The following is a 23191-nucleotide window of genomic DNA, read 5'->3' on the forward strand; positions in this document are numbered from 1 at the left end:
CACCCAGAGAGTGAAGAAAACAAAAACGTATATGCAGCCATTATTGAATTTGCTGATTTTAAGTATATCAGAGATTAGTTATCTGTTTGGAATATTAATTGTAGTGGGGTCTATAGAGGAATATTCAGCAACGGAAGCTTTGATTCTCCAAGTTTTTGGATATTCCTATTGTTAGCAATAGCTACAGCATCACATATTGCATTAAGCAAGGGAAGACATAAAAAACGCTATTTCGGGGCTGGCAGTTACTCTATTCGTGGTTGTATTACTTAATATTGGTGCATCGTTATTTGGATTTGAAACACCAAAATATGTGATGATAGTTGCCAAGTATAATATATACCTGGTATCTGTATTATCCATATCGATAACATTTTCCCTAGTAACAGCCTTCGTCATGGGGGTATTTTGCTGGATCAGAGATAGTTGATTTGGCAATTCTATAGCTGTTGTTGAGAACGAGTTGCCAATTTTGAAGGATGAACTATAGAGGTTAGTCCGGTGACTCACCCAAGTCTGGGTAACAATCTGGCTAACAAAACGGTTTGTAACTGCCTGGACTTAGACAAACTCATGAAACAAAAAAGCCAGCAAGGCCTGGCTTTAACGGACTTGCTGGCACTATAAAGACTACTTAATACAACCATCAGCCAACTTCAAAACTGCCTGCGGGGCGCTCTGCCGTCCTGGGTGGGTTCGATTCCTACACGCTCCCGCCATAAGCAGACGCACGGCTTAGTTCGCTGCAAAGCTGCGAGCTTCATTAATACATTGAGCTTTCAGGGCTTTTACCCTGGGAGTTTTTGTGTTCTTGGAGAGGGTATTTGCTAGAGGCGTTGACAAAATTGACAATCGGCCTAAGCCTTAATGGCAAAAGCCGAATTTGGGGATTAACGGTGTTGAATCCGACTTCAACCTTGGTCTATGTAGGTTAATGTATTAATCGGGTGCTCTTGAGGCTGCAGCGAATCCAAGTCAAGCTGGGGATTAACGATCACCATAGCCAACTTCCACCACGCGTTGCATATGTGGGGATCGACTATAACTTGCTGTTGCAGGTCCATGTCCTTCTCCCTTTCTCCAACGTGGTCCAATTTAAATTTCAACAACGGCGGCCAATCTGACTGCCGTTGAATGGAGGAGAATACCCCAGAAGTGAGTTACCGTTTGCAGTCAGTGCTGTCAACTGAGCATTCTTGGTTGCTGTTTTAGAGTTTGCGGGGTGCACTTTAGGTTCATTGCATCAAGTTTTGGAGAAGTTTACTTGTAGTTTCTTTGCTGATGGCACTCACTCCAACACTAGTATTTTCAAAGATCAAGCGCTCGATAGCTAGATAATTCTGGGAACCAGGGCGCAAGACAGCTTGATAGGGATGTTACAACGAGCCTATAAGCCTCCACTGACACGGCCTGGCTTAAGCTTACATGTCAACTGTGATGACTTCGATGATGCTGGTTTTTCCCCACCTACTCCTTCGTTTTTCCAGAGCAATTGACAGCTATGACTGTCAGCATGTTTATCGCAAACGACTCATCTTTAAATTTGCGATATCGGGGCAGACTAAAGGGAACAGAAACAGGGAAGAGGAAGCATATGAAGGATTCAGTGATTTTAGTCCCGCCCCAAATCATGTCTGCCATGACCGAAATTTGGGATGCGAAGCAGATTGACCCTGGGCAGTATCAGGCAGTGCTGGCAGAAGCAGAAAGACGAGAGGATTCTGATACGGTACAGTGGTTAAGGAATAATTACAGGGAGCCCAGATCGGATTTGCGCCAGATCACGAGTAATTTGTTTTGGCGAAGAGCAATAAATAGTGTATTCACCTCGAAACAAAGAAGATGAGCCGGATTTTCCCGGCTCGTCTTCAAATAGTATGTTCAGTTCTTCTTTCTGCTTTCGCTTCAGTAGTTTCGTGTTCTGCATTCTCCACCATATAAGACTCGGCCATTGCGATCATTTTTTTCACTTTCTCGCCGCCAATCTTTCCACCAATCTTACCAACTTCTCTGGTTGTTAGGTTTCCATTGTCTCCTTGATCCAGAGGTATTCCTAACTCTTCAGCGACTTTGTGTTTGTCAGGCAAGGAAGCATCTAATTCTTCCATTGTGTCGATTTTGCCTTTCATAGAATCGCCTCCTTCTTGTAAGAATAGTTTGCCCGCATTAAAGAAAAGTATTATTTCCTATGTCTGGATCAGCCTAATTTCCATGCCCATTTTTCTAGCTTAGTATTAAACGTAGTATTTTGGCTATTCTGGGGACAATATTTAGGAAGTGTTCTTACTCTAAATAATTGGAGGTGACAAATGCAGCCGTTAGTAGTGTTAACAAGAACGAGGCATGTCGAAAGTGTGCATACCGGATACGTATGTATCGTGGATTCTTCTAATAATTTGCTTGCTAGTATTGGCGACAGTTCCCAAAAGATATTTCTGCGATCATCGGCCAAACCGTTCCAAGCTGTAGCAGCCGTTAGTTCCGGAGCAACCGGCCATTACGGAATCACATCCGAAGAACTGGCTGTTATGTGCGCGTCCCATAGCGGAGAGGAAATACACCGGAAAACTGTTCAATCGATTTTGACCAAAGTGGGATTAGCAGAGAGTGACCTGGAGTGCGGCGCAGCTAACCCCTATAATCAAGAGACCAACGAGTGGCTTACTCGCCACCGAGAAAAGCCAACATCGCTTTATAACTGTTGCTCAGGGAAGCATGCGGGGATGCTTTTACTCTGCAAGTTCCTCGGCTATCCCACGGAAAACTATATTGCGCCTGACCACCCGGTTCAGCGGCACATCTTTCAAACCATGGCAGAACTGCTGGGCTGTTCAGCGGAAGATATCATTTTGGGCGAGGATGGTTGTGGCGTTCCGAACTGTCTGATAACCCTAAGGCAGGCAGCCTACCTCTACGCACTCCTTGCCGGGCCGGGTCACAGCCATGAGTACAAACAGGCTTTGGCGAAGATAAAGGAAGCGATACTGGCAAATCCGCTAATGATTAGTGGGACTGGCGAGTTCTGCACAGAGCTGATGCAAAACTCCGACGGTAAAGTTGTCGGTAAAGTTGGCGGTGAAGGAGTTTATGGCTTGGGTATAGTGGGGACAGATAAAGGTATTTGCATTAAAATTGCCGATGGCAACGAAAGAGCCGTTTATCCCGTGGTTGTCCGAGTCCTGCGTCAATTGGGCGTTTTTGATCAAGCAGCGGAAGACCGGTTGCACAAGTGGGCTTATCCGCCTGTTAATAACCATCGCGGAAAGATGGTCGGCCATACCCTGCCAGTATTTGATATATATAACTCGCTCAGGAACTTCAGCTTAGCTTCCGGTGACGAATACGACCTCGAAGGTGAAAATGATGAAACCTCTGGTAGCTGTCACGCGTAATGGGTATATTGAAAGCCTGCACTGGGGATTAGTATGTGCGGCAGACGCCGACGGTAAGGTAGTCTTTGCCATCGGTGACTCGGAGACGAAGATGTTCTTCCGCTCGTCGGCAAAACCAATCCAAGCTATCCCGATGATTCAGGCCGGTGCTGCTAGTGCGTATGGTTTTACTGCCGAGGAAATTGCCCTGGCCTGCGCATCCCACACAGGAACTCCTTCCCATCAAAAGGTCACGGCAAGTATGCTGGCGAAAATTGGTCTGGTTGAAGAGAATCTTCACTGCGGCATTATGCGCCCCTATGACGAGGAAGAGGACAGACGGCTTCTGACGGAGCGGCTGGAGCCGTCGCTGTTGCACTGCAGTTGCTCAGGCAAGCATGCGGCAATGCTGGCTCTGGCTAAGTACAGGGGGCATTCCGTGGATAACTATCACCAGTCAGAACATCCTGTCCAGCAGGAAATCATCCAGATGGTTGCTCGGTTCGCTAATGAAGACCAGGCGAATATCACTGTCGCGACCGATGGTTGCGGGGCACCCATATATCTTCTCCCGGCCAGAAAAATCGCCATGTCGTATGCGCGACTTGTGCAATGGGCTCAAAATGAGCATCATCAATTACATGAGGCGTGCCGCACTGTAGTGCAGTCAATGACCGCGCATCCAGAGATGGTAAGCGGCGAGAAGGAGTTTTGCGCGGCCTTGATGCGGAATACAGGAGGAAGGATCGTCGCCAAGGTTGGCGCTGAGGCCGTATATTGTTTGGGAATACGGGATAGGCACATTGGTATATGCGTTAAGATCGGCGATGGCAATGAGCGGGCGGTATATCCGGCCGTACTTCAGGTCCTGCGAGAACTAGGCGGACTAAAAGATGATGAATTTTCACGGCTGGAGGAATGGTATCACATCCCAGTCCTGAATAATCTAGGTCAGAGGGTAGGAGAGATAAGGCCGGCATTAGGCGCTGTTAGGTTAGGCTTGTCAGTTAGTTAGAGTCTAAGACCTACCCAAGAAAGATAATTTGAACTTTTATTGCTGGACCTATATTAATTAGACGAAGATCCCAACAGGTATAACGCTGTAGTCCACTACACATTAGCCAAACACAATGACAGAGTGTAAGTGCAGATTTACAGATGGCGGGAAATCTTCATTCATAGGCGACTGAACAACTTCAACTACGTTAATGACAAAAGTGCCCAAATGGCTTTGGGCACTTTTGTGTTTCTACAGCAGCGGAAGAAATTATTCGCAATTCTTTATTGACGCGTTCATCAGCTTTTTGGCCAACAGACAGTCGCCCGGCGTAAACTGGTAACGATCAAGTTGCATAAGCGGTGCCCAGATGTATTCTGTGTGCTCCGTTAAGTGAATGTCTCCTGCTACCCAGCGGCAAAAGAGTGCGTGAATGCGGAGTTGTCCTTCAGGAAACGTATGAATGATCTCGCAGAACGGTTTAACGATTTCGATGGTAATCAAAAACTCTTCTAGTAATTCGCGTTTAACACAGTCTTCGGCCGTTTCGCCCGGATCAATTTTACCGCCGGGGAATTCCCATAACCCAGCAAAGCGGCCCTCGGCCCCCTTCTTGGCAATGAAGACGCTATCTGCTTTCAGTATAATCGCGGCAGTTACTTCTAGCATGTTGTGACCTCCTGCGACATAGTTGGCGTTGAAGCGTGTTTTACGAAATATTATACGATGACAGTAGATTATCCTTCTCCATCTGCTGCCGGTGCAATAAGTTTATACACCTTATAGAAAATATAATTTTTGCGATGCCCAAGCTTTGGCCCTCTGTGTCCCCGTTACCACTCTGTACCCTGTGGATGTTGCCCCGTACTTCCGCTAAGGACTGCAGCGGTCTTTCTTAAAAGAGCTAGAAATTATAAGTATTCTGAAGCCGCAAAGCCAGATAAAAACAAGTGACAATGAATTAACCTCCATAACGCAACAGGCGCTATGAGCCTGCGCCAAAAGGAACGCAAAAAAACACGATGCGCACATCGTGCTCATCGATCCTTTGGCGGCGCGCGTAGCGCGCATGGTGTTTTGGCGGTTCAAAACCGTTCTTTATACCCCAAAGACAGCTCAGTGGTTTTTCTTAGGAAAAAAGTCAGCGGCAGGTAGGAAATCGGGCATTAAATAGATAATACTTATAGAAACAAACTCACCATTATTTCAGGAGGTTATAACATGTCTCGTGACCCAATCATGAAAGAAACCCGGGAGTTTCAAGCCGAAACAAAACAACTTCTCGATTTGATGGTTCATTCCATCTACACAAATCGCGAGATCTTCCTGCGGGAACTTATCTCAAACGCTTCTGACGCCATCGATAAGATCCGGTTTGCCTCTCTGACGAACCAAGATCTGCTGGAAGGCGACAGTGATTTTGAAATCTTGCTTGTCCCTAATGAGGCGACACATACCCTGACCATCTCTGACAACGGCATGGGCATGACCTATGAAGAAGTTGTTGAGAATATCGGCACCATTGCCAAGTCTGGCACGAAAGCCTTTCTTGAAAAGCTAAAAGAAGCTGGCACGGCAAATGATACAGAGTTAATTGGCCAATTCGGTGTCGGCTTTTACTCCGCCTTTATGGTGGCAGATAAAGTTACCTTGCTTACCCGTGCTCCTGGTCAGGAAAAGGGCGTGAAGTGGGAGTCCACCGGTGATGGAACTTATAGTATTGAAGAAATCGATAAAGAAAAACGTGGCACCTCAATCATTCTGACTCTAAATGAGGAATACCGCCAATCGGAGAAATCGGACGAGAAGTTCCTTGACCGTTACACTCTCCAAAGCCTGGTCAAGAAGTACTCGGATTATATTCGCTATCCGGTCAAGATGAATTTTATCAAAGAAGAAAAACCGCGTGATGCTGAGGGCAAGGTGATCGAAGACGCTCCGGTAGAGACGACGATCGAGCTCCGCACCCTTAACTCCCAGACACCGCTCTGGACTCGCGCCAAAAAAGATATCCAGCCGGAAGAATACAATCAGTTGTATCAGAGTCTGTTCTATGATTGGCAAGATCCGCTGGAAGTTCTCCACTCCAAAGTCGAAGGTGCAGTCGAGTACACTGGCCTGCTGTTCATTCCCGCAAAAGCACCGATGGATTTTTACATGAAAGAATTCGAGGCCGGGGTAAGATTGTATTCAAAAAATGTGTTCATCATGGAACACTGTAAGGAGTTATTGCCAGACTATCTGCGCTTTGTCCGTGGTTTGGTGGATTCGCCTGACTTCTCACTGAATATTTCGCGGGAACTGCTCCAACACAGCAAGCAATTGAAGTTGATCGGCAAAAACCTGGAGAAAAGCATTTTGAAGACGCTGGAGACAATGCTGAGCAAGGATCGATCAAAATACGAAACCTTCTGGAAAGAGTTTGGCCAGGCTTTGAAAGCGGGTGTGTATTCAGACTTTACTAGCCGGGAAAAACTGCAAGACTTGTTGCTGTTCCCATCTTCTAATCAGCCTGATGGTGCAACTACGCTGGCTGAATATGTCAGCCGCATGCCTGAAAGCCAAAAAGTCATTTATTATGCCACCGGCAAGGATCAGTCGGCAGTGGAGCGACTGCCGCAGATGGAATTGCTGCGGGAGAAGAATATCGAAGTACTGTATCTGTTCGACCGTGTCGACGAATTTGCCCTCGACGCGCTGCGTGAATACAAAGAGAAAAAGTTCCAATCCGTCAGCCGTGGTGATTTGAACCTGGACGATATCCAAGCGCCTGAGGCTAAACAACAGGCTGAAGAAGTCGAAAAAGACAATGAATCGCTCATTAAAGCAATAAAAGAGCAGCTTTCCGGCAAGGTTGCCGATGTCAAGGTCAGCAGCCGCCTGAAATCAAGTGCCGTCTGCTTAGTCAGCGGCGATAATGGCATCAGTCTGTCGATGGAACAAATCTTATCTGAGATGAACAATTCAATGTTCAAGGCTAAACGGATTCTCGAAATCAACCCAGACCATGAATTATTCGCTGTGCTGAAAGGCTTGTACGAAGCAGGGCCAGAGTCGGACAACTTTAAGGATTACTGCGCTCTATTATACGATCAAGCCCTTCTAATGGAAGGCATCACACCCGAAGATCCTGTTGGTTTTGCTAATAAAGTGGCAAAACTGATGGCTAGAGGCGGGAAATAACAGAAAAGCGAGCTCCTCGATTGAGGGGCTCGCTTTTCTTTAAGGCGTTTACAACGTATAAATTGTGAGGCGTCTCGAAGGCTTGTAGCGCAAGAAACGGAACACGAGCGTCACGAGACGACACGAGCGACACTAAGGAAAACCGTTTTGTGTCGCTCGTGTATCGTTAGTGACACTCGTGTTAATCGTATTTTGCAACACTGCGGGCAGGCGGCGTACCGAGCGGGGATATCTGGGAGAAAGGCGACTAGTCTAGATTATGTTTTGTAGGATGTCTCTGGCGTTGCTAGAGGCGTCCTTTTTATATAAAATGTAGCTCTCCGCGGTTACTCTGAGCGAGGGCAGGTATAGGGGCATGCACTAACGACGCAGTTTACGTGCCCCTATTCTCGCCATGAATATCTTTATGCAATTGCAGGAAGAATAGATGCTTGTCTTGAATAAATTACAATATGCTGGGACAAAAGTCCTGGTTGTGTGTAGCCTTTTTTCTGTACAGCTAAAGTTGCGATTAATTCTGCATCCTGGCATATTCGGCGAAGAATGAAGGTGTGACGAAAGTGTGGTTATGGTCTCGGCCGGAGTCTTTGCAACGGAAAATAATTGGGTTTATTTTGGTAATTAGCTTCTTTCTGCTGGCATTATCAGTATTTATTGTTTATATAGCGCGAGATAATTATGAAAACGCCAGAAACTTGGAACAGACTTCGCAGATTACCAGGGAGCTTACGCGGGCAGTGCGAGACCTAGCACTTGAACGCGGACGAATGAATGTTGTTTTGCGGTCCATGTCGCCGATTAGCGAGGAGAACCGTAATTTCATTGAGACGAGGCGGCGTTTGTCAGAGGAGCATTTAAACGTTGCCTTAGAACAGCTAGCATCAATACATCCGCCTCAAGCAGCTGATCTGGCTAAATCGTATGCAGCAATAGTAGAATTGCGCCAGCAGGTTGACACCGAGTCGCGTAAAAGCTATGAAGCGAGGCAGCCGGGGATTGCCCGAATTTGGTTGAAGCAGGCTACTGATTTTATCTATCGGGTAGAAAATGTGTTGCTCCATCTGGGCAGAGCCCGAGTAGACTCAGGAAAGTTTTTCTTATATCACCAACTTGTGTTGGATAGTTTAAGTTTCCGGCAACTGGCTGGTCATCATGCAACCTCGCTTACCACTGTGTTGGTCAGACCGGATGCTGTTTCTCCCCAGCAGTATGATGAAATTGCTTTTTTCAAAATGCAGGCAGATTCTCTCTGGTCTGGTATCGAAATGCAAGTGACGAATCTGGCGGAGCCGGAGATCACGAAGGCTAAAGAACAGGTATTTCTCCACTACTATAATGAATATCGCCCTGAACAAGAAATGCAGCTTTCTCTTGCCCAATCGAGGCAGGTCGACTCGGATTCGGTCGCGCATTTGCAGAAACTTTCGGTGTCTGCGTTTGATACGATTTATTTGTTAATTGATGTAGCTGATTCGAAAATGCAGGAATATGTTAATGGTATGCTGGTCAAAGCAAAGTGGCTGTTTATCGCCGGAATTGGGCAATTTGCTGCCTGCCTCTTGTTGGTCATTTTTTGCATCACCTATTTTGAACAGCGCTTATTTCGTCCGTTACAGAGAATTATCTATGCATTAGAGCAACTCGGCAGCAACGAAGAAATCTGTATCCTCAACGAGGAATTGCAGCGACCGGATGAAATCGGCCAAATTAACAAAGGAGTGCAGCGCCTGCAGACAAGTATAGCCGAAGAACGGCGATTAATGACAGAGAACGAGCACTTGGCGATGACTGATTTTTTAACAGGTTGTTTGAACAAACGCGGCTTTTATTTGCTGGCCGAGGCTGAGCTTAGCCGGGCGGCAAGGGAGAACATGCCGATTTCTTTCCTGTTTTCCGATTTAGACGACCTAAAGCAGCTAAATGACAGCTATGGTCATCTAATTGGCGATGAAGCAGTCAAGCATTTTGCGACCTGCGTTACAAGCCAGTGTCGCCCATATGACCTTATCGGCCGTTTTGGCGGTGATGAGTTTGTCTTTTGCTTTCCTAACGCTTCTGAGGAGCAGGCGCTGAAGATTGTCAAACGGATACAAACCGCACTAGAAAAGAGCAGTTTTCAAGTTGGCGAGACTGACATGTTATTGCAGCTTAGCGCCAGTTTTGGTCTTGTAGCAAACGTAACCGGAGAAGACCGGGATCTAGAGTGGTTTATCCATCAGGCAGATATGGCACTATACAAGGCGAAACAAAACGGGAAAAATTGTGTAATGCTTGGCGTTAACCAAAATGGCACCTTTTGTTAAAGGTGTTTGGCGGAAAAACGGGAATATATTATATTTAGATGAAGATCCGGATGGCGGTGTTTTTGATGGAAAATGAGCATCAACCTGATAACATACCGGTAGTATCGCTAAACGATGCGCTAACCGCTGGGCTTATGACAATGTTTGAAAATCGCCATGACTTGACACAGGCCCTTGCCGCGGCTGTGCAGGCGGCGTATCAGCTGACTGGCTGTGAACATGTCTTTTTAACTCGCTATGACCAAGTAATGAAAACTTTTTCCTCTGTCGCTTGGGAAAGTTCATTAAACCCCGGGCCAGTTACTCTCGAACAGAAGTTTATGGGTGACAGCTATCTGGCGAAGCAGATGGTCTTTATCGCTGACTTGTCACAATATAATTACCGCTTGAAGTCAGCGGTCGCGCGACTAGGCCTCAAGTCGATGATTGGAATTCCTCTTGTCGATAGCAATGGCCTGCTTGGAACACTAGAATGCTTTTCGCATGAGCCAAACTTCTTTTCCCAGGAGCAGCTGGGACAACTATCCTTGTTGGCAAAACAAGCAGCTTTATTTATTGAACAGGATGATCATGCCGAAGACTGCAGACTGTGGGCGATAGAGAATGCTTTTATGCATGAGGTGCATGCCTCCGACCAGTCAGCAGAAGGTACATTGCTATACAAGCTAGGTAAGGCACTGGGCGATTTGTTTGCAGTTGACGGCATCGCTGTTTTTGGCTTGGAGCCAGATTCTCAATATGATATTTTGCAAGAGGTTATCGCGATCGGCTTTACTACCCAGGATGTCACAACCCTAAAGAAGTCCATCCATTCCTCATTGCTGGATAAACTGCTGCATCACTCGGATTTTATTAATGATGGACTGTTTATGAAGCATAACCTAAGCAGCTCAGCTTCTGAGCCCAAAAAGGTCCTGACCATTGCGCCAGTCGCCTGGCGGAAGACACTTCACGGACTAGTCGTGTACTACCGAACAAAACCAATCTCTGAAGCTATTCAAGCGAGAGTGGAGCGCTTTGCCGCCCGCATGATCGACTATTTAGCTAGTGTATTGAACCGGAAAGCGTTATACAATACTATCCAGCGCGTTAGTCTCACCGATGCGCTGACCCAGTTGCCCAACCGCAGGCTGTTTGACTACATCTTTACCCGAGAGTTTGAGAAGGTCAAGCGCGGAAAGCAGTCTTTGGGGCTGCTGCTGATTGATATCGATTTCTTCAAAGATATTAACGATCAATCTGGTCATCAGGCTGGAGATGCGATTTTAGAACTGCTTGGCGGCATGCTGAAAAATAGCTTTCGCAGCATTGATTTGCCAGCCCGCTATGGTGGCGAAGAGTTTGCGGTCATCCTGCCAGATACAGACGTGAAAAGTGCACTTGCAGCTGCTGAGCGCTTCCGTGAGGAAGTGGAAGTAACGGCGTTTGCCGCCGGTAATCTGAGGCTTTCCGTTACAGTAAGCATCGGTATCGCTATCCATAATAGTCGAACTGGGCAATGCTACTGTGACCAGACGGCAGTTCTTCATGCCGCCGATCAAGCTATGTACCGGGCCAAGGAGCAGGGGCGGAACAGAGTAGTTGTAGCAAAAGTCTCTGGCTGAATCCTGTAGAATGAGGTGACATACATGGCGGTAACCGTGAAAAAGGTCATGGAAATAGAGGCTTTTTCAGAATCGGTAACTCTCATTGCCGGACATGCCGGCATAAATAATGTAATTACCTATGTGACTGTTAGCGAGACCCCGGACTTTTATGAATGGGTAAGCGGCGGCGAGTTTGTCTTGACTACTCTCTATGCATACAAAGATCGTCAGGATCTACAAGTAGAAAATTATACCGAATTAGCCAAGCGCGGCATTGCTGCTTTTGGTGTGAAGGTACAACGGTTTGTCGAGGCCATTCCGCAAGACCTTATTGATATAGCTAATTCCTATCAGGTTCCTCTGTTTGCCATCAGGCGAGAAACAAAGTTTCGCGAGATTATTCAAACAATCACCGCTGAACTCAATAATTATCAGACAAATATCTTGCTTGAGGTCGAGTCTCACTATAAAGAATTGGCTAAGGTTGCGTTGGTGAGCGGCGATTTCAATGAGTATATTCGGGGCTTCGGCAGGCGAGCCGGTAGCAGTATTTATTGCTTCCAGGCTGATTTAAAATTATTAGGCAGCTACCAAAAATCTACTCATGGTAACGCTGCACAGGCAGTAAGAGAAAAGCTTGAACAGTACATTCTCTGGCAGGAGGAAGTCCTGAATCCGGTTGATTATGACGGTTTGCATATCTTTGCTTGTGTGACGCGTGGACAAGCGCTGGGTTATTTGGTTGTTGTTAATGCAGAACGTCTCAGCGAAAAGCACATGTTAATGGCGAGTCAGCTAACCACTTTTCTGACAATGAAGCTGATTGATCAACTGGAAACCGAACGGAAAATGCTGACTTCGTTACTTGATGAATTGCTGTATAAACGTAATCTAAATGAAGAAGAGTTGCGGGAACTACTCATATTACATGGGTTAAAGCATCAACAAATGTATCGGGTTATCATTGTGAGGGGAAGAGCTGAGACTGATTTATCCTTAGCGATAAGTCAAATCAGGACTTGCTGTAATAAAATTAAAGAATTGCTGGGTGAGGCACTGGTCATTGACAAGACTAATGAAATAGTGATTATTGGTGCCAATGAGCAGCCTGACGACGCCATTCCACCTCGCTGGCTAAAAAATCTGGGCTATGATGTGTTTTCTGATGCTTTTCCGGCTGTTATTGGCGTCGGTCCTTCGGTCGCTAATGCGAAGGATATTCAATCAAGCTATCAAATTGCTAAGAACACGATCAAAGCGGGGCATGTCTTTGGCCACAGCGCTATCCTGTACTATGCGCATTTTCTCGCTCGAATCTTGTTGTTGCATTCGGTCGGCACACCTGAACAGGAATACTTGTTGACGAATATCATCAATCCATTGCTCGATCAGGACGCCCGTTATAATTCACAGATCCTGCCGACAATTGAAGCAATGATCTTTGCTGATGACCTGGAACAAGCGGCCACAGCGCTGTTTGTTCATACGAACACAATTAGGTACCGTCTGAATAAAATTAAAACCATTACCGGTCATGACTTTTTCACTGCTAAAGGCAGATATACGATAACCACTGCCTATATTGTATATATCTACAATAAATAAGGACTGTGCTTGTTATATTCTGCAATACAACTTAACAATCGCAAAGCGGGTTGTTTAAAACGACAAAAACCCTGTTATTTTTTCAAAGCCTTCAACGAAGGCTTTTTTTGTTGAAACGCTAATTCTTTATAATAGTAAATATAAGGGGGATTAATTCATGAGTTATTGGTGGGGAAAAGCAACGTATCGCTGGGTGATTCTGTCTTCCTGCATGTTAGTCTATTGTACCTCTCAGTTAGTCCGATGGAATTATGCTAGTATCACAAAGTATCTGACAACTGACTTAGCCATCGGTAAGCCCGAATTAGGTTTGTTGGGTTCGGCATTTTTCTATGCTTACGCTTTTGCGCAGATTCCTTGGGGAAGCGCGACTGATATGTTCGGAGGTAGGCGTGTTATTCCTGTAGGTATCGTGATCTTATCATTATTTTTGGCTGGCTTCGCATTCAGTGCAACCTTTACGCAAGCAATGACTTGGCGGGCATTGATGGGCTTTGTGGCTGCCGCAGGCTATGTGCCGATTACGGCAGTGCTTTCCAAGTGGTTCTCGGTTAAAGAACGCGGCTTTGCAATGGAAATGTACTCAGGGCCAGGTGGCGGCTTAGGTGAAGCGCTAACCTTCCTGATGATTCCGCTGATTGCTCTGGCTATGTCTGATGGCGGCATCTTCGGTTTGACTGGCTGGCGGGGATCAACGTTTTTCATGGCTATTGTCGTGTTTGCAATTGCCATTTCGAGTGCATTCATGCTGCGGTCAGACCCTTCCGACATGGGTTTGCCCTCGATTCAAAAGGCTGAAGACAAGAAGAAAGATGGCAATTATGCTGAAACCGTAAAGAGTGTTATTAAAGACCCGGCGCTTTGGGTTATGTCGCTAGTATGGTCTGGTTATATGATTGCCGCCCGGCTTGTACCCGGCTGGCTGCCACTGTATGCTGCTGACTTTTATATTCAAACTACCGGCATGTCAAAGGAAAAAGCGATGGTTGCCGGTGGCGCGATGGCAACAGTCTACGTTTTGGGGCGGGTATTTGGTACGCCGATGGTTGGCAAGTTGTCTGATTATCTGCTGAAACGTAATAATACTCCGCGCAGTGTCATCATCCTCGCTGGACTGCTGCTCATCTCGGGTATGTTCTATGTGTACACAACTCCGATTCCCTCCACTTTTGCTATGGGTGCGCTGGCCTTCTTCAGCGGCATTGTCATCAATATTTTCCCACTGATCAATGCATCTGCTGCTGAGATATGGTCTATCCGTGCGACTGGCTTTAGCATGGGGATTATTAATACGGTTGGACAATTTGCCGGCGCCATGGCGCTTTCTGCCAGCGGCTACATGGCTGTCAAGTATTCCATCAAAGGCGGTGCTTTCTATACTGAATTTCTTGGCATTTGGTATCTAGGCATACTGACAAGCTTGGCAGCTGCAGTGGCGGCGGTATATGTTATCTATCGTGAAAAAAAAGCTTTTGCTATTCACCATGCCCACGATGGTGAAGAAAAAGGGGTATAAGCAACGTTTGGTTATAAGCTAAGCAAAAATAGTACCATGAGGATTTAATCGATTTGCTTTGGCAAGCCGATTAAATCCTCATCGCACTACAACGAGTGAGTGTGACGAAAGCAGAAAGAGGGAGGAACTATAAATGAAAGAAGTTGTCATAGTTTCAGCAGTAAGAACACCGATAGGCTCTATCGGTGGGACATTAAAAGATGTCCAACCGGAAGTATTGGTTAAAACAGTGATTGAAGGCGCAATTGATAAAATCGGGCTTGATAAAGCGCTGATTGATGAGATTATCATCGGCCAGACTAAGCAAACCACCGATGCGCCAAACATCGCCAGAGTGGCAGCCTTGATGGCAAGAGTGCCGGAAGAAGTTCCGGCCTATACAGTACACAGACAATGCGCGTCAGGCATGCAGGCAATTACTAATGGACTGCAGCAGATTCAAACCGGCTATTCTGATATCGTATTAGTCGGCGGCGTCGAAAGCATGAGCACAGCGCCATTCTATATCAGAAACGCCCGTTTCGGTGTGGGCAGCGGCAACACCGCATTTATCGATCCGAACATTGAAAGCCAGCCAAAGTCCCAGCCAAAAGATATTTATGGCACATTTAATATGATCCAAACCGCTGATACCGTAGCAAAGCAATTTAATGTATCCCGCGAAGAACAGGATGAATTTGCCCTCTCAAGCCAGCAAAAGGCTATCGCTGCCATCGACAGCAACCGCTTTGCTGATGAAATTGTTCCGGTAATCCTGCCACAACGCAAAGGTGATCCTATTGTATTTGCTACTGATGAATATCCTAAGCGTTCAACAAGCTTAGAAAAATTAGCAAAATTAAAACCGATTTTCACTGATGGAACAGTAACTGCAGGTAATGCATCAGGAAGAAATGACGGAGCTTCTGCCTTAATTCTCATGTCGAAAGAAAAAGCCGAAGAACTAGGTATTAAACCGTTGGCCAAAATCATCGGCGCAGCAGCAACAGGTGTAGACCCTAGAGTCATGGGAATCGGCCCTGTCCCCGCAACCAGAAAACTGCTTAAAAAATTAGATATGAAAATAGAAGACTTCGGTCTTGTTGAAATAAACGAAGCCTTTGCCGCCCAATCAGTAGCCTGCGCCAAAGAATTAAATATTGACATGAATAAATTAAATGTCAATGGCGGAGCAATCGCGCTAGGTCATCCTCTGGGTTGCTCAGGAGCAAGAATATCGGCAACACTGATTTATGAAATGAAAAAACGGCAAGAAAAATATGGTTTAGCAACAATTTGTATCGCAGGCGGCCTGGGAATGGCTATTGCTTTTGAAAATTTGGATTAATAGGAGGGGACGACATTGAGCAGAGTAAATAAACTAACTACCATCGAACAGGCGATGTCCAAAATAAAAGATGGCGACAGAATCATGGTTGGCGGCTTCGGATTAAGAGGCTGTCCGGATGATCTAATTGATGCATTAGTCGCATCAAACAAAAAAGACTTAACGATCATCAGCAATGACTTGGGCTCGCCAGGAATTGGTCTTGGGAAACTGTTGTCAAATAATCAAGTAAAAGAATTAATCGGCAACTTCTATAACTGGAACACAGACGTAGCCGAAGCAAAGAATGCAGGAAAGATCAAAGTAACATTAATTCCGCAAGGAAGCTTTGCAGAGTCAATCAGAGCGGCCGGATGCGGGATCCCGGCATACTTCACGCTGGCTTCAGCCGGAACAGAACTTGGCGAAGGCAAAGAAACCAGAGAGTATAATGGCAAACAATATGTGCTTGAAGAGGCAATCTACGCAGATGTAGCCTTAGTCAAAGCTGAAAAGGCTGACGAGCTGGGCAACCTGGTATATTGCAAATCGGCAAGAAACTTCAATCCGGCAATGGCAACAGCGGCGAAATATACAATTGCCCAAGTCGGTGAAATCGTCAAAGCCGGCGAGCTCGATCCCGAATGCATTGTAACGCCGCACATCTTTGTAAAAGCCATTGTAAAGGGGGTAAACTAATATGGTAACAATCGATAAAGAAATTGCTAGCAGCAGAATTGCCAAAAACATTGCAGCATTGTTTAATGATGTTGAAGATATCACCATATTAAACCTGGGAGTCGGTATCCCCACTCAAGTTTCAAACTATATTACTAACGACAATGTCTTCATCCAAGCAGAAAACGGCATGCTTGGTGTAGGGCCAATCGCTGTCGGCGATGAAATCCATCCGCAACTGATCAATGCAGGTAGACAGCCAGTAAAAGAAACGCCAGGCTGCGCATTTTTTGACAGCAGCACCTCGTTCGGCATGATCAGAGGTGGACATATTGATGCAACAGTAATCGGCGCCTTTGAGGTCGACCAACATGGTAATGTTGCTAATTGGATTATTCCTAATGGTAAAATGCTTGGCGTAGGCGGCGCCATGGACTTAGTTGTTGGCGCCAAGAAAGTTATCATTGCCCTGATGCATACCAGTAAAGGAAAATCAAAGCTGCTAAAGGAATGTACTCTGCCAATAACAGGTTTTGGCGAAGTCGATGTCGTCGTTACCGAGCTTGCCATGTTCTTCTTTGAAAATGGCAAAATCATTCTCAAAGCGATTGCCCCTGAAGTCGACGTTGACTATGTAAGAAGTGTAACGGAATTCGAGTTTACAGTTAGTGCTGATTTAAAGGTGATGGAAGCGTAAGCTGTTGTGAAGGAATTCGCAATTGATACGCAGAAGATCAATGGGAATGGCGACGCGGTTAGCGATGGCTTATCCCGGCGATCTGCAAAGTGAGGAGGACGTTTATGCTCGACATTATCAAACGAAGACGCAGTATTCGAAAATACATGCCAGAGCAAATTAAAGACGCTGAATTAGCTGCTGTTTTGGAAGCAGCTGCCTATGCGCCGAGTGGGCATAACTCACAGCCCTGGTACTTTACTGTGGTCCAAAACAAAGAATTGATTGACTCGATCAGCAATAATGCGAAACAGGTGATGATAACCTCGCCCTTGGAGAAGGCACAACGGCTTGGCTCCTCGGAAAACTATCATCTTCTTCATAACGCGCCTACGGTGATTATCGTATCTGGCGATACTGAAGCCAAATCTCCTCTGGAACTGCCGCATCATACATTTGGATCATACACCCCGCTGGCAGATTGTGCGGCGGCGATTGAAAACATGCTGCTGACAGCGGAGAGTATCGGCTTGGGCAGCTGCTGGATAGGATTGGTCAACTATTTCTTTACTCTCAGTGAAGAAGTTGCCAAGCTGGAGATCCCGGCCCGGTATCAGCCGCTGTTTGCTGTATGCTTGGGCTATAAAGACCCGAATCTGGCAGGCGCAGTGGCAGCGAAACGGAAATCGGACTGCGTTAATTATATTCGGTAATAAATTGATTTTGTAAACCTAGCCATCAGTGCTTCAGGTGATTACTCACTTTGAGCGCTGATGGTTAGTTGCTAAATCCAGTAGTTTCAGCAAAGCGGGGATGGATCGATTGTCAAAGCTAAAGTCGGGGCTAATCGCTCTGTTTATAACATTATTTGTACTGAATTCCTTTCTGCATTTGGCGTTTTTGCCGACCGTTATGGCTGTCCTTGCCGGCTTAGTTTTTTGTTTTAGTGTTCGGGAGTTAAAACCGCTAAACCGGAAGATGATCATCCTGTTGCTAATTGGCAGCGGCTTTTTTATCTGGTCCGGCCCGAGCAATTTTAACTGGGGCCATGCTGTGATTGAAAATGCCGGTATTGTTACCCTGCTGCTAACTGCGCCTATGCTGGGCATTATCTTATATTACGCACCGTATGAAACCGTTCTGCTGTCGTTTGCCAACCGGTATATCCGGACGAATTATGTGTTTTATCTGATGACGCTTTGTTTAGTTGCCTTTTTGTGCGTATTAATGAATTTGGCGACAATTCCGTTTACTTATCAACTGCTGGCGCCGATTGCAGCGAAGTATCCGCCGGTTATTTTACAGCGGGCGCTTACCCGGGGGTTTATTCTCAACCTGTTTTGGGCGCCCAATCTGATTTGTGTCGCCGTTGTATTGAAGTATGTCCACATTTCCTGGCAAGAGCTGGCGGGAGTTGGACTGGCTTTTTCTGTACTGGCTTTTATCGGTGCCTGCGCAGTGGGGAAATATGATAATCCACCTGACGAGTCATGCCCGAAGGGCCAATCCGCTGCTGAACAGTCGCAGGTGCTTGACGGTAAATCTGAAAGCCGGGGTTATCTATTCTCACTGTTTGTACAGGTTGTACTGATTTTATTGGCTTTGGTGACATTGATCCATTATGTTGGTAAGAGTATTTATGTTATATTGGCGATCATTGCCCTGGGCATACCGCTTTTATTTGCGTTCGCATTAGGGAAAACCGGAATTTACCGGCAGAAGCTTATTCATTACTTCTGCAGCACCTTGCCGGGCATGAGCAATGAGTTTATGCTGTTTATCAGTATCGGTTTTTTTGGCTATGCATTGGCGCAATCGCCAGCTATCATCTTTGTTCAGTCGCAGTTGGCTGTCTTGAACAATTTCAGTCCCAGTGTGCTAGTGGTAATTATTATTGCAACAATCACCGGCTTGTCGATGGCTGGGATTCATCCGATCATTACCATTTCGTCGCTGGCAATTACTCTGGGAAAAGTCGACATCGGACTATCGAGTGTACAACTGGCGATCAGTTTACTCGCTGGCTATATTATGTATATGCTGCTGTCGCCATTCTCCAGCATGGTGATGATTCTGTCGGGACTCTTTAAGCAGAATGTCTATGAGATGGGATTGCGGCTGAACGGGCGTTATGCTTTGGTTTTAGCGCTTCTGGTGGCCTTTGCGATTCATGTTTGGCGTCAAATATAAAGTTTGCAACAAGACATCACACTGCATCGGGAAAAATAGGCGCAGCCCTTGCCGGCAGTGACTTGGGAATACTTTGATCGCGTCCCCTTTGTGCCTTCCGGGCTGGCAGTAACATTAATTACAGGGTATATTATGTATTTTCTTTTGTCGCCATTCTCCAGTATGATCATGCTTATGTCAGGACTCTCCGGACAGAGTGTTTACGCTGTGGGGCTGAGGATGAACATACGTTATGCGCTGATAGTGGCGCTGGTGGTCATGTTCGCTGTCTATCTCTGGCGTCATCTGTAAGATCATAACCTAATTTTCACTTTGCCTTAACACGGTTATATCGGTATTGCAGTACATTAACCTTAGAGGTGGATGATATGTGAAATCGAGTAGAAAGTGGCAGTTTTCTGCTATTGGCGATTTTGCTCATCGGTATATATGTTCTCCAATGGGGTATGTTGGCTGAAATTAAGGAACTGTTTCAATTACCGCTGTCATAGCCTGTTTATCGATTAAGAGAAGGGAGCACTGCTTCCTTCTCTTAAATTATGTTGATGCTGTCCGCCAAATTGGCGATGCTGTTGGTGATCAGAATAATTGCTTCTATGTTGGCGTTTGGGTTGCAAGCTTGCTCGGCCAGCATATTCTGCAAGACAAGCATAGCATACAGGGTGATCGCATTGCTGGCGATAGCGGCCGAGGAGGTCGTACCGGCTAACCGTTTTGCTTTTTCAAACAAGGCGTCCTCGAATGGCGGCCAGTCAAGGTGTCGGATATCCATGACAGTCTCTCCTTTGTCTACTTTTTTAAACAGTTTATGCAGGTGAAGCCAATAATTTGTAGAAATGTTACTACGATTAAAGTTCGCAAGGAGGATTCTTGTGGCGATAAATGACCAAATATTCAATCATTTACTGCGAATTTTCCCGCCTCTAAATAATTTTTCTTCCAGTGACCTGGGAAAAAGCTTGATTTGAAGATTGCCGCAGGTACCCCGTTAAAGGCCGGTACAGCGGTGGTTCGCGCCATGACTGAGAATCGACGGATTGTTATGCGGGGAGATAAAGCTACGTTCGGTTTAGCGTATCTGGCCTGCGCCTATCCGATTTGAGAATGGTGAAGTGATCGGCGGCGGGGTGCTGCTCGAGACAGTCGTTGGGATGTAGGTAGTAATAGTGCGAAATGGAGGGATGGTTATGCCAGAGACTTCGGTCTCCACTACTTCGACAGATCTGAAGGGCTTAGCCGGGAATAACTTCAGAAATGGTTATAATTGCGCTGAGGCCATTTTGCGGGCCTTTCGCGATGGCTTGCAGTTGCCGCTTGACGATGAGACATTAAAAATTGCTTCCGGCTTCGGCGGCGGGTTTGGCCATGCGGGCTGTGCCTGTGGTGCTTTAAGCGCCTCAATCATGGTCCTTGGCCTAATGCAGGGCCGCTCTGATTCCAGTCAAAACCGAGCGCCTGTCTATGCGGCCGCCCAAGAATTTCATCGCCGGTTTGAGGAAAAGTTCGGCGCAACCTGTTGCCGAATGTTGAACCCGTATCCGTTTGACACGAAGGAACACTTGCGCAATTGCCTGAAGATAACGGGTGGGACGGCTGAACTGTTAGCCGGTTTTATTGCGAAGAAGTAGGTCCAAGACCGGCAGCCCTGTCGTAATGACAGGGCTGCTTTAAAATTTTCTTTGCCAACGAAAGGCAAAGCGTAAAAATGTGTCGAATCTTACCAGAGTGAAATAGAGAGAAAGGGTGTCTGCAATGACATCTCTGCATAAAGTCGGCGGGTTAGGCCTAGTCGCCAAACTGAATGAACAGGAAAATGCATTGCGCCGATCTGAACTCAAGTTCTCGCTGGCCTTCAAGGCGGCGGCTGATGGCATCGCCATAACCCGGCTGGCTGACGGAACACTGATTGATGTCAATAACTCTTATGCCCGGATAGCGGGCTATACGCGTGAGGAATTGATCGGCAAGACGACCCTAGAGATAGGCATGTGGCTGCACAGCCAAGATCGTGACCAGATGCTAGCCCGGCTAGCAGCAGAAGGTGCCATCCGCGATTTGGAAATAACTGTTCGCAAGCGAGATGGTGAGATCTGGGTTGGCCTGTTAGCAGCGGAGGCTATGGAGTATGATGGCGAACGCTGCATTGTCGCTATTTGGCATGATATCACAGAGCGGAAGGCGGCAGAGGAAAAGCTCAAGCTGCAAAATGAATACCTCTTTACCTTGCATGAGACGGCACTTGCTTTGCTTGAACGACGAGATGTCCACGATCTCCTGGAGGCTATTTTGCGTCGGGCTGGCAAACTTGTTGGTACCTCGAACGCTTTTATCGACTTAGCGGACGAGAAATCAGAGACTTTGGAACTGATCGTTGGCGCAGGTATGTATGCTAAGGAAGCAGGCTATCGGGTGCAATTTGGCGAAGGGCTGTCAGGCAGAGTCTTTCAATCCACTAAACCGTTGCTGGTCAACAATTACGCAGAATGGGAAGGACGGTCGACTGCGCCCAGAACCGCTCGGCTTCAGTCCATCATGGGGGTGCCACTGTTTGCGGCAGGTAAAACGATTGGCGTGTTAGGAGTCAGCAATCCGGAAACAAGGCAAGAGTTCGGTCCACAAGAACTTGATCAACTTTGTCGGTTCGGCGAGTTAGCCTCCATTGCGCTTGATAATGCTTATCTTCACCAGGCCGCGCAGAACGAGCTGGAACAGCGTAAAATTGCAGAAAAAGAACTGCGTTATATTAATGTGCATGATTCACTGACAGGACTCTATAATCGAGCCCGGTTTGAAGAAAAGTTGTGCTGCGTGGCAGATGGGCAAGCGATGTCTGCTATTATCATCTGTGATGTGGACGGGCTGAAGCTGATTAATGATAGCATGGGCCATCAGCGTGGTGATGCGTTATTGATTGCCGCTGCTGACATTCTCCGACAGGCTGTGCCAGCAGACGCCTTTTGCGCACGGATCGGCGGTGACGAATTTGCGATTATCTTATCCGAGCAGGTAGAGGGAAATGCCGAGGCAGTCTGCCAAATGATTAGGCAACTTGTTGAGGAACGCAATCTGTGTGACCCAAATCTTCCGCTTAGCATTTCTACTGGTTACGCCACTAGATCTGAACGCGACATCAGTATGGCTCAGCTGTTTAAGGATGCTGATGATTTAATGTATCGAGAAAAACTACATCGGTCGCAAAGTGTTCGTAGCACCATCGTAGGAGCGATGCAAAAAGCACTCGAGGCCAGGGATTTCATTACTGAAGGACACGGCGAACGGATGCAAAGTTTAGCAGTCGCCTTAGGCGAAGTGGCGGGATTGTCTAAACGAGAACTGGGTGAACTGAGTTTAAGTGCACAATTTCATGATATCGGTAAAGTAGGTATTCCTGACCGTATCCTATTTAAGCCCGGTCCGCTGACGCAGCAAGAGTATTCGGAAATGAAACGACACTGTGAGATTGGTCACCGGATTGCGCTCTCCACCCCTGACTTAGCGCCAATTGCCAAATATATTTTGCACCACCATGAATGGTGGAATGGGCAAGGATATCCGATGGGACTTAAAGGGAACGACATCCCGCTCGAATGCCGTATACTGGCGATCGTCGATGCCTATGACGCGATGACCAGCAACCGCCCCTATCGTCAGGCTCTGACACATAAACAGGCAATTGCCGAATTGAAGAATTGCTCTGGCAAGCAGTTTGATCCCCGGTTGACTGCCATTTTTGTAGGACAAAATGATTTTGTCTGATAGGATCGGCTTGCTAGAATGCCC

21 protein-coding genes are annotated in these 23191 nt (G+C 46.6%); 17 read left to right on the forward strand and 4 right to left on the reverse strand.

Going from position 1 to position 23191, the window contains the following annotated elements; all coding sequences use genetic code 11:
• Positions 1-911 precede the first annotated feature (911 nt).
• On the reverse strand, positions 912-1064 hold the full coding sequence (locus tag AXX12_RS19310) for a hypothetical protein (RefSeq protein ID WP_156478620.1): 153 nt from the start codon (positions 1062-1064) through the stop codon (positions 912-914).
• A 530-nt stretch (positions 1065-1594) separates the two neighbouring features.
• Here AXX12_RS19310 and AXX12_RS09310 point away from each other — a divergent pair.
• Positions 1595-1846: a hypothetical protein gene (locus tag AXX12_RS09310; RefSeq protein WP_066241380.1), complete on the forward strand. Its 252-nt coding sequence runs from the start codon at positions 1595-1597 to the stop codon at positions 1844-1846.
• 22 nt (positions 1847-1868) lie between these two features.
• On the opposite strand, the gene AXX12_RS09315 is transcribed toward AXX12_RS09310, so the two are convergent.
• Complete coding sequence (locus AXX12_RS09315; RefSeq protein WP_066241383.1) at positions 1869-2129, reverse strand: small, acid-soluble spore protein, alpha/beta type; 261 nt, start codon at positions 2127-2129, stop codon at positions 1869-1871.
• Positions 2130-2309: 180 nt separating this feature from the next.
• On the opposite strand from AXX12_RS09315, the gene AXX12_RS09320 reads away from it, so the two are divergent.
• Positions 2310-3392 carry an asparaginase gene (locus AXX12_RS09320; RefSeq protein WP_066241385.1) on the forward strand — a complete coding sequence of 361 codons (1083 nt, stop codon included), beginning with the start codon at positions 2310-2312 and terminating at the stop codon, positions 3390-3392.
• Positions 3361-4386, forward strand: coding sequence for an asparaginase (locus AXX12_RS09325; RefSeq protein ID WP_197470686.1), 1026 nt, complete (start codon positions 3361-3363; stop codon positions 4384-4386). Before AXX12_RS09320 ends, AXX12_RS09325 begins: the two co-directional genes overlap by 32 nt.
• Before the next feature lie 252 nt (positions 4387-4638).
• Here the strand turns inward: AXX12_RS09325 and AXX12_RS09330 are convergent, their stop codons facing one another.
• Positions 4639-5037 (reverse strand): (deoxy)nucleoside triphosphate pyrophosphohydrolase, encoded by a 399-nt coding sequence (locus AXX12_RS09330; protein ID WP_066241390.1) that lies wholly within the window; start codon positions 5035-5037, stop codon positions 4639-4641.
• A gap of 552 nt (positions 5038-5589) precedes the next feature.
• Between AXX12_RS09330 and htpG the strand changes: the two genes are divergently transcribed.
• From htpG to AXX12_RS19315, 11 genes are all read left to right on the forward strand, one after another.
• On the forward strand, positions 5590-7551 hold the full coding sequence (gene htpG, locus AXX12_RS09335) for a molecular chaperone HtpG (RefSeq protein WP_066241393.1): 1962 nt from the start codon (positions 5590-5592) through the stop codon (positions 7549-7551).
• A gap of 560 nt (positions 7552-8111) precedes the next feature.
• On the forward strand, positions 8112-9854 hold the full coding sequence (locus AXX12_RS09340; protein WP_066241395.1) for a GGDEF domain-containing protein: 1743 nt from the start codon (positions 8112-8114) through the stop codon (positions 9852-9854).
• Positions 9855-9919: 65 nt separating this feature from the next.
• Positions 9920-11458, forward strand: coding sequence for a sensor domain-containing diguanylate cyclase (locus AXX12_RS09345; RefSeq protein WP_066241398.1), 1539 nt, complete (start codon positions 9920-9922; stop codon positions 11456-11458).
• 24 nt (positions 11459-11482) lie between these two features.
• Positions 11483-13045 carry a PucR family transcriptional regulator gene (locus AXX12_RS09350; RefSeq protein WP_066241400.1) on the forward strand — a complete coding sequence of 521 codons (1563 nt, stop codon included), beginning with the start codon at positions 11483-11485 and terminating at the stop codon, positions 13043-13045.
• 157 nt (positions 13046-13202) lie between these two features.
• Positions 13203-14561 (forward strand): MFS transporter, encoded by a 1359-nt coding sequence (locus AXX12_RS09355; RefSeq protein WP_066241403.1) that lies wholly within the window; start codon positions 13203-13205, stop codon positions 14559-14561.
• A 133-nt stretch (positions 14562-14694) separates the two neighbouring features.
• Positions 14695-15888, forward strand: a complete 1194-nt coding sequence (locus AXX12_RS09360) for a thiolase family protein (protein ID WP_066241406.1) — start codon at positions 14695-14697, stop codon at positions 15886-15888.
• 15 nt (positions 15889-15903) lie between these two features.
• Positions 15904-16566: a CoA transferase subunit A gene (locus AXX12_RS09365; protein ID WP_197470687.1), complete on the forward strand. Its 663-nt coding sequence runs from the start codon at positions 15904-15906 to the stop codon at positions 16564-16566.
• 1 nt (position 16567) lies between these two features.
• Complete coding sequence (locus AXX12_RS09370) at positions 16568-17242, forward strand: 3-oxoacid CoA-transferase subunit B (protein ID WP_066241408.1); 675 nt, start codon at positions 16568-16570, stop codon at positions 17240-17242.
• 104 nt (positions 17243-17346) lie between these two features.
• Entirely contained in the window at positions 17347-17934 is a 588-nt protein-coding gene (locus AXX12_RS09375; protein WP_066241413.1) for a nitroreductase family protein, read from the forward strand.
• A 109-nt stretch (positions 17935-18043) separates the two neighbouring features.
• Complete coding sequence (locus AXX12_RS09380; RefSeq protein ID WP_066241417.1) at positions 18044-19411, forward strand: hypothetical protein; 1368 nt, start codon at positions 18044-18046, stop codon at positions 19409-19411.
• Between the two features lie 48 nt (positions 19412-19459).
• Complete coding sequence (locus tag AXX12_RS19315; protein WP_156478621.1) at positions 19460-19702, forward strand: hypothetical protein; 243 nt, start codon at positions 19460-19462, stop codon at positions 19700-19702.
• Positions 19703-19943: 241 nt separating this feature from the next.
• On the opposite strand, the gene AXX12_RS09385 is transcribed toward AXX12_RS19315, so the two are convergent.
• Positions 19944-20183, reverse strand: coding sequence for a hypothetical protein (locus AXX12_RS09385; protein ID WP_066241420.1), 240 nt, complete (start codon positions 20181-20183; stop codon positions 19944-19946).
• Positions 20184-20375: 192 nt separating this feature from the next.
• Between AXX12_RS09385 and AXX12_RS19320 the strand changes: the two genes are divergently transcribed.
• The 3 genes from AXX12_RS19320 to AXX12_RS09395 all read left to right on the forward strand — a co-directional run bounded on the left by AXX12_RS19320 (position 20376) and on the right by AXX12_RS09395 (position 23167).
• The gene (locus AXX12_RS19320; protein ID WP_156478622.1) at positions 20376-20513 is read left to right on the forward strand and encodes a hypothetical protein; all 138 of its coding nucleotides are present in this window, start codon (positions 20376-20378) and stop codon (positions 20511-20513) included.
• A gap of 85 nt (positions 20514-20598) precedes the next feature.
• Positions 20599-21039 carry a C-GCAxxG-C-C family (seleno)protein gene (locus AXX12_RS09390; RefSeq protein ID WP_066241422.1) on the forward strand — a complete coding sequence of 147 codons (441 nt, stop codon included), beginning with the start codon at positions 20599-20601 and terminating at the stop codon, positions 21037-21039.
• 124 nt (positions 21040-21163) lie between these two features.
• Complete coding sequence (locus AXX12_RS09395) at positions 21164-23167, forward strand: HD domain-containing phosphohydrolase (protein ID WP_066241425.1); 2004 nt, start codon at positions 21164-21166, stop codon at positions 23165-23167.
• Positions 23168-23191 lie beyond the last annotated feature (24 nt).

Source organism: Anaerosporomusa subterranea, assembly GCF_001611555.1.
Taxonomy (GTDB): Bacteria; Bacillota; Negativicutes; order Sporomusales; family Acetonemataceae; genus Anaerosporomusa; species Anaerosporomusa subterranea.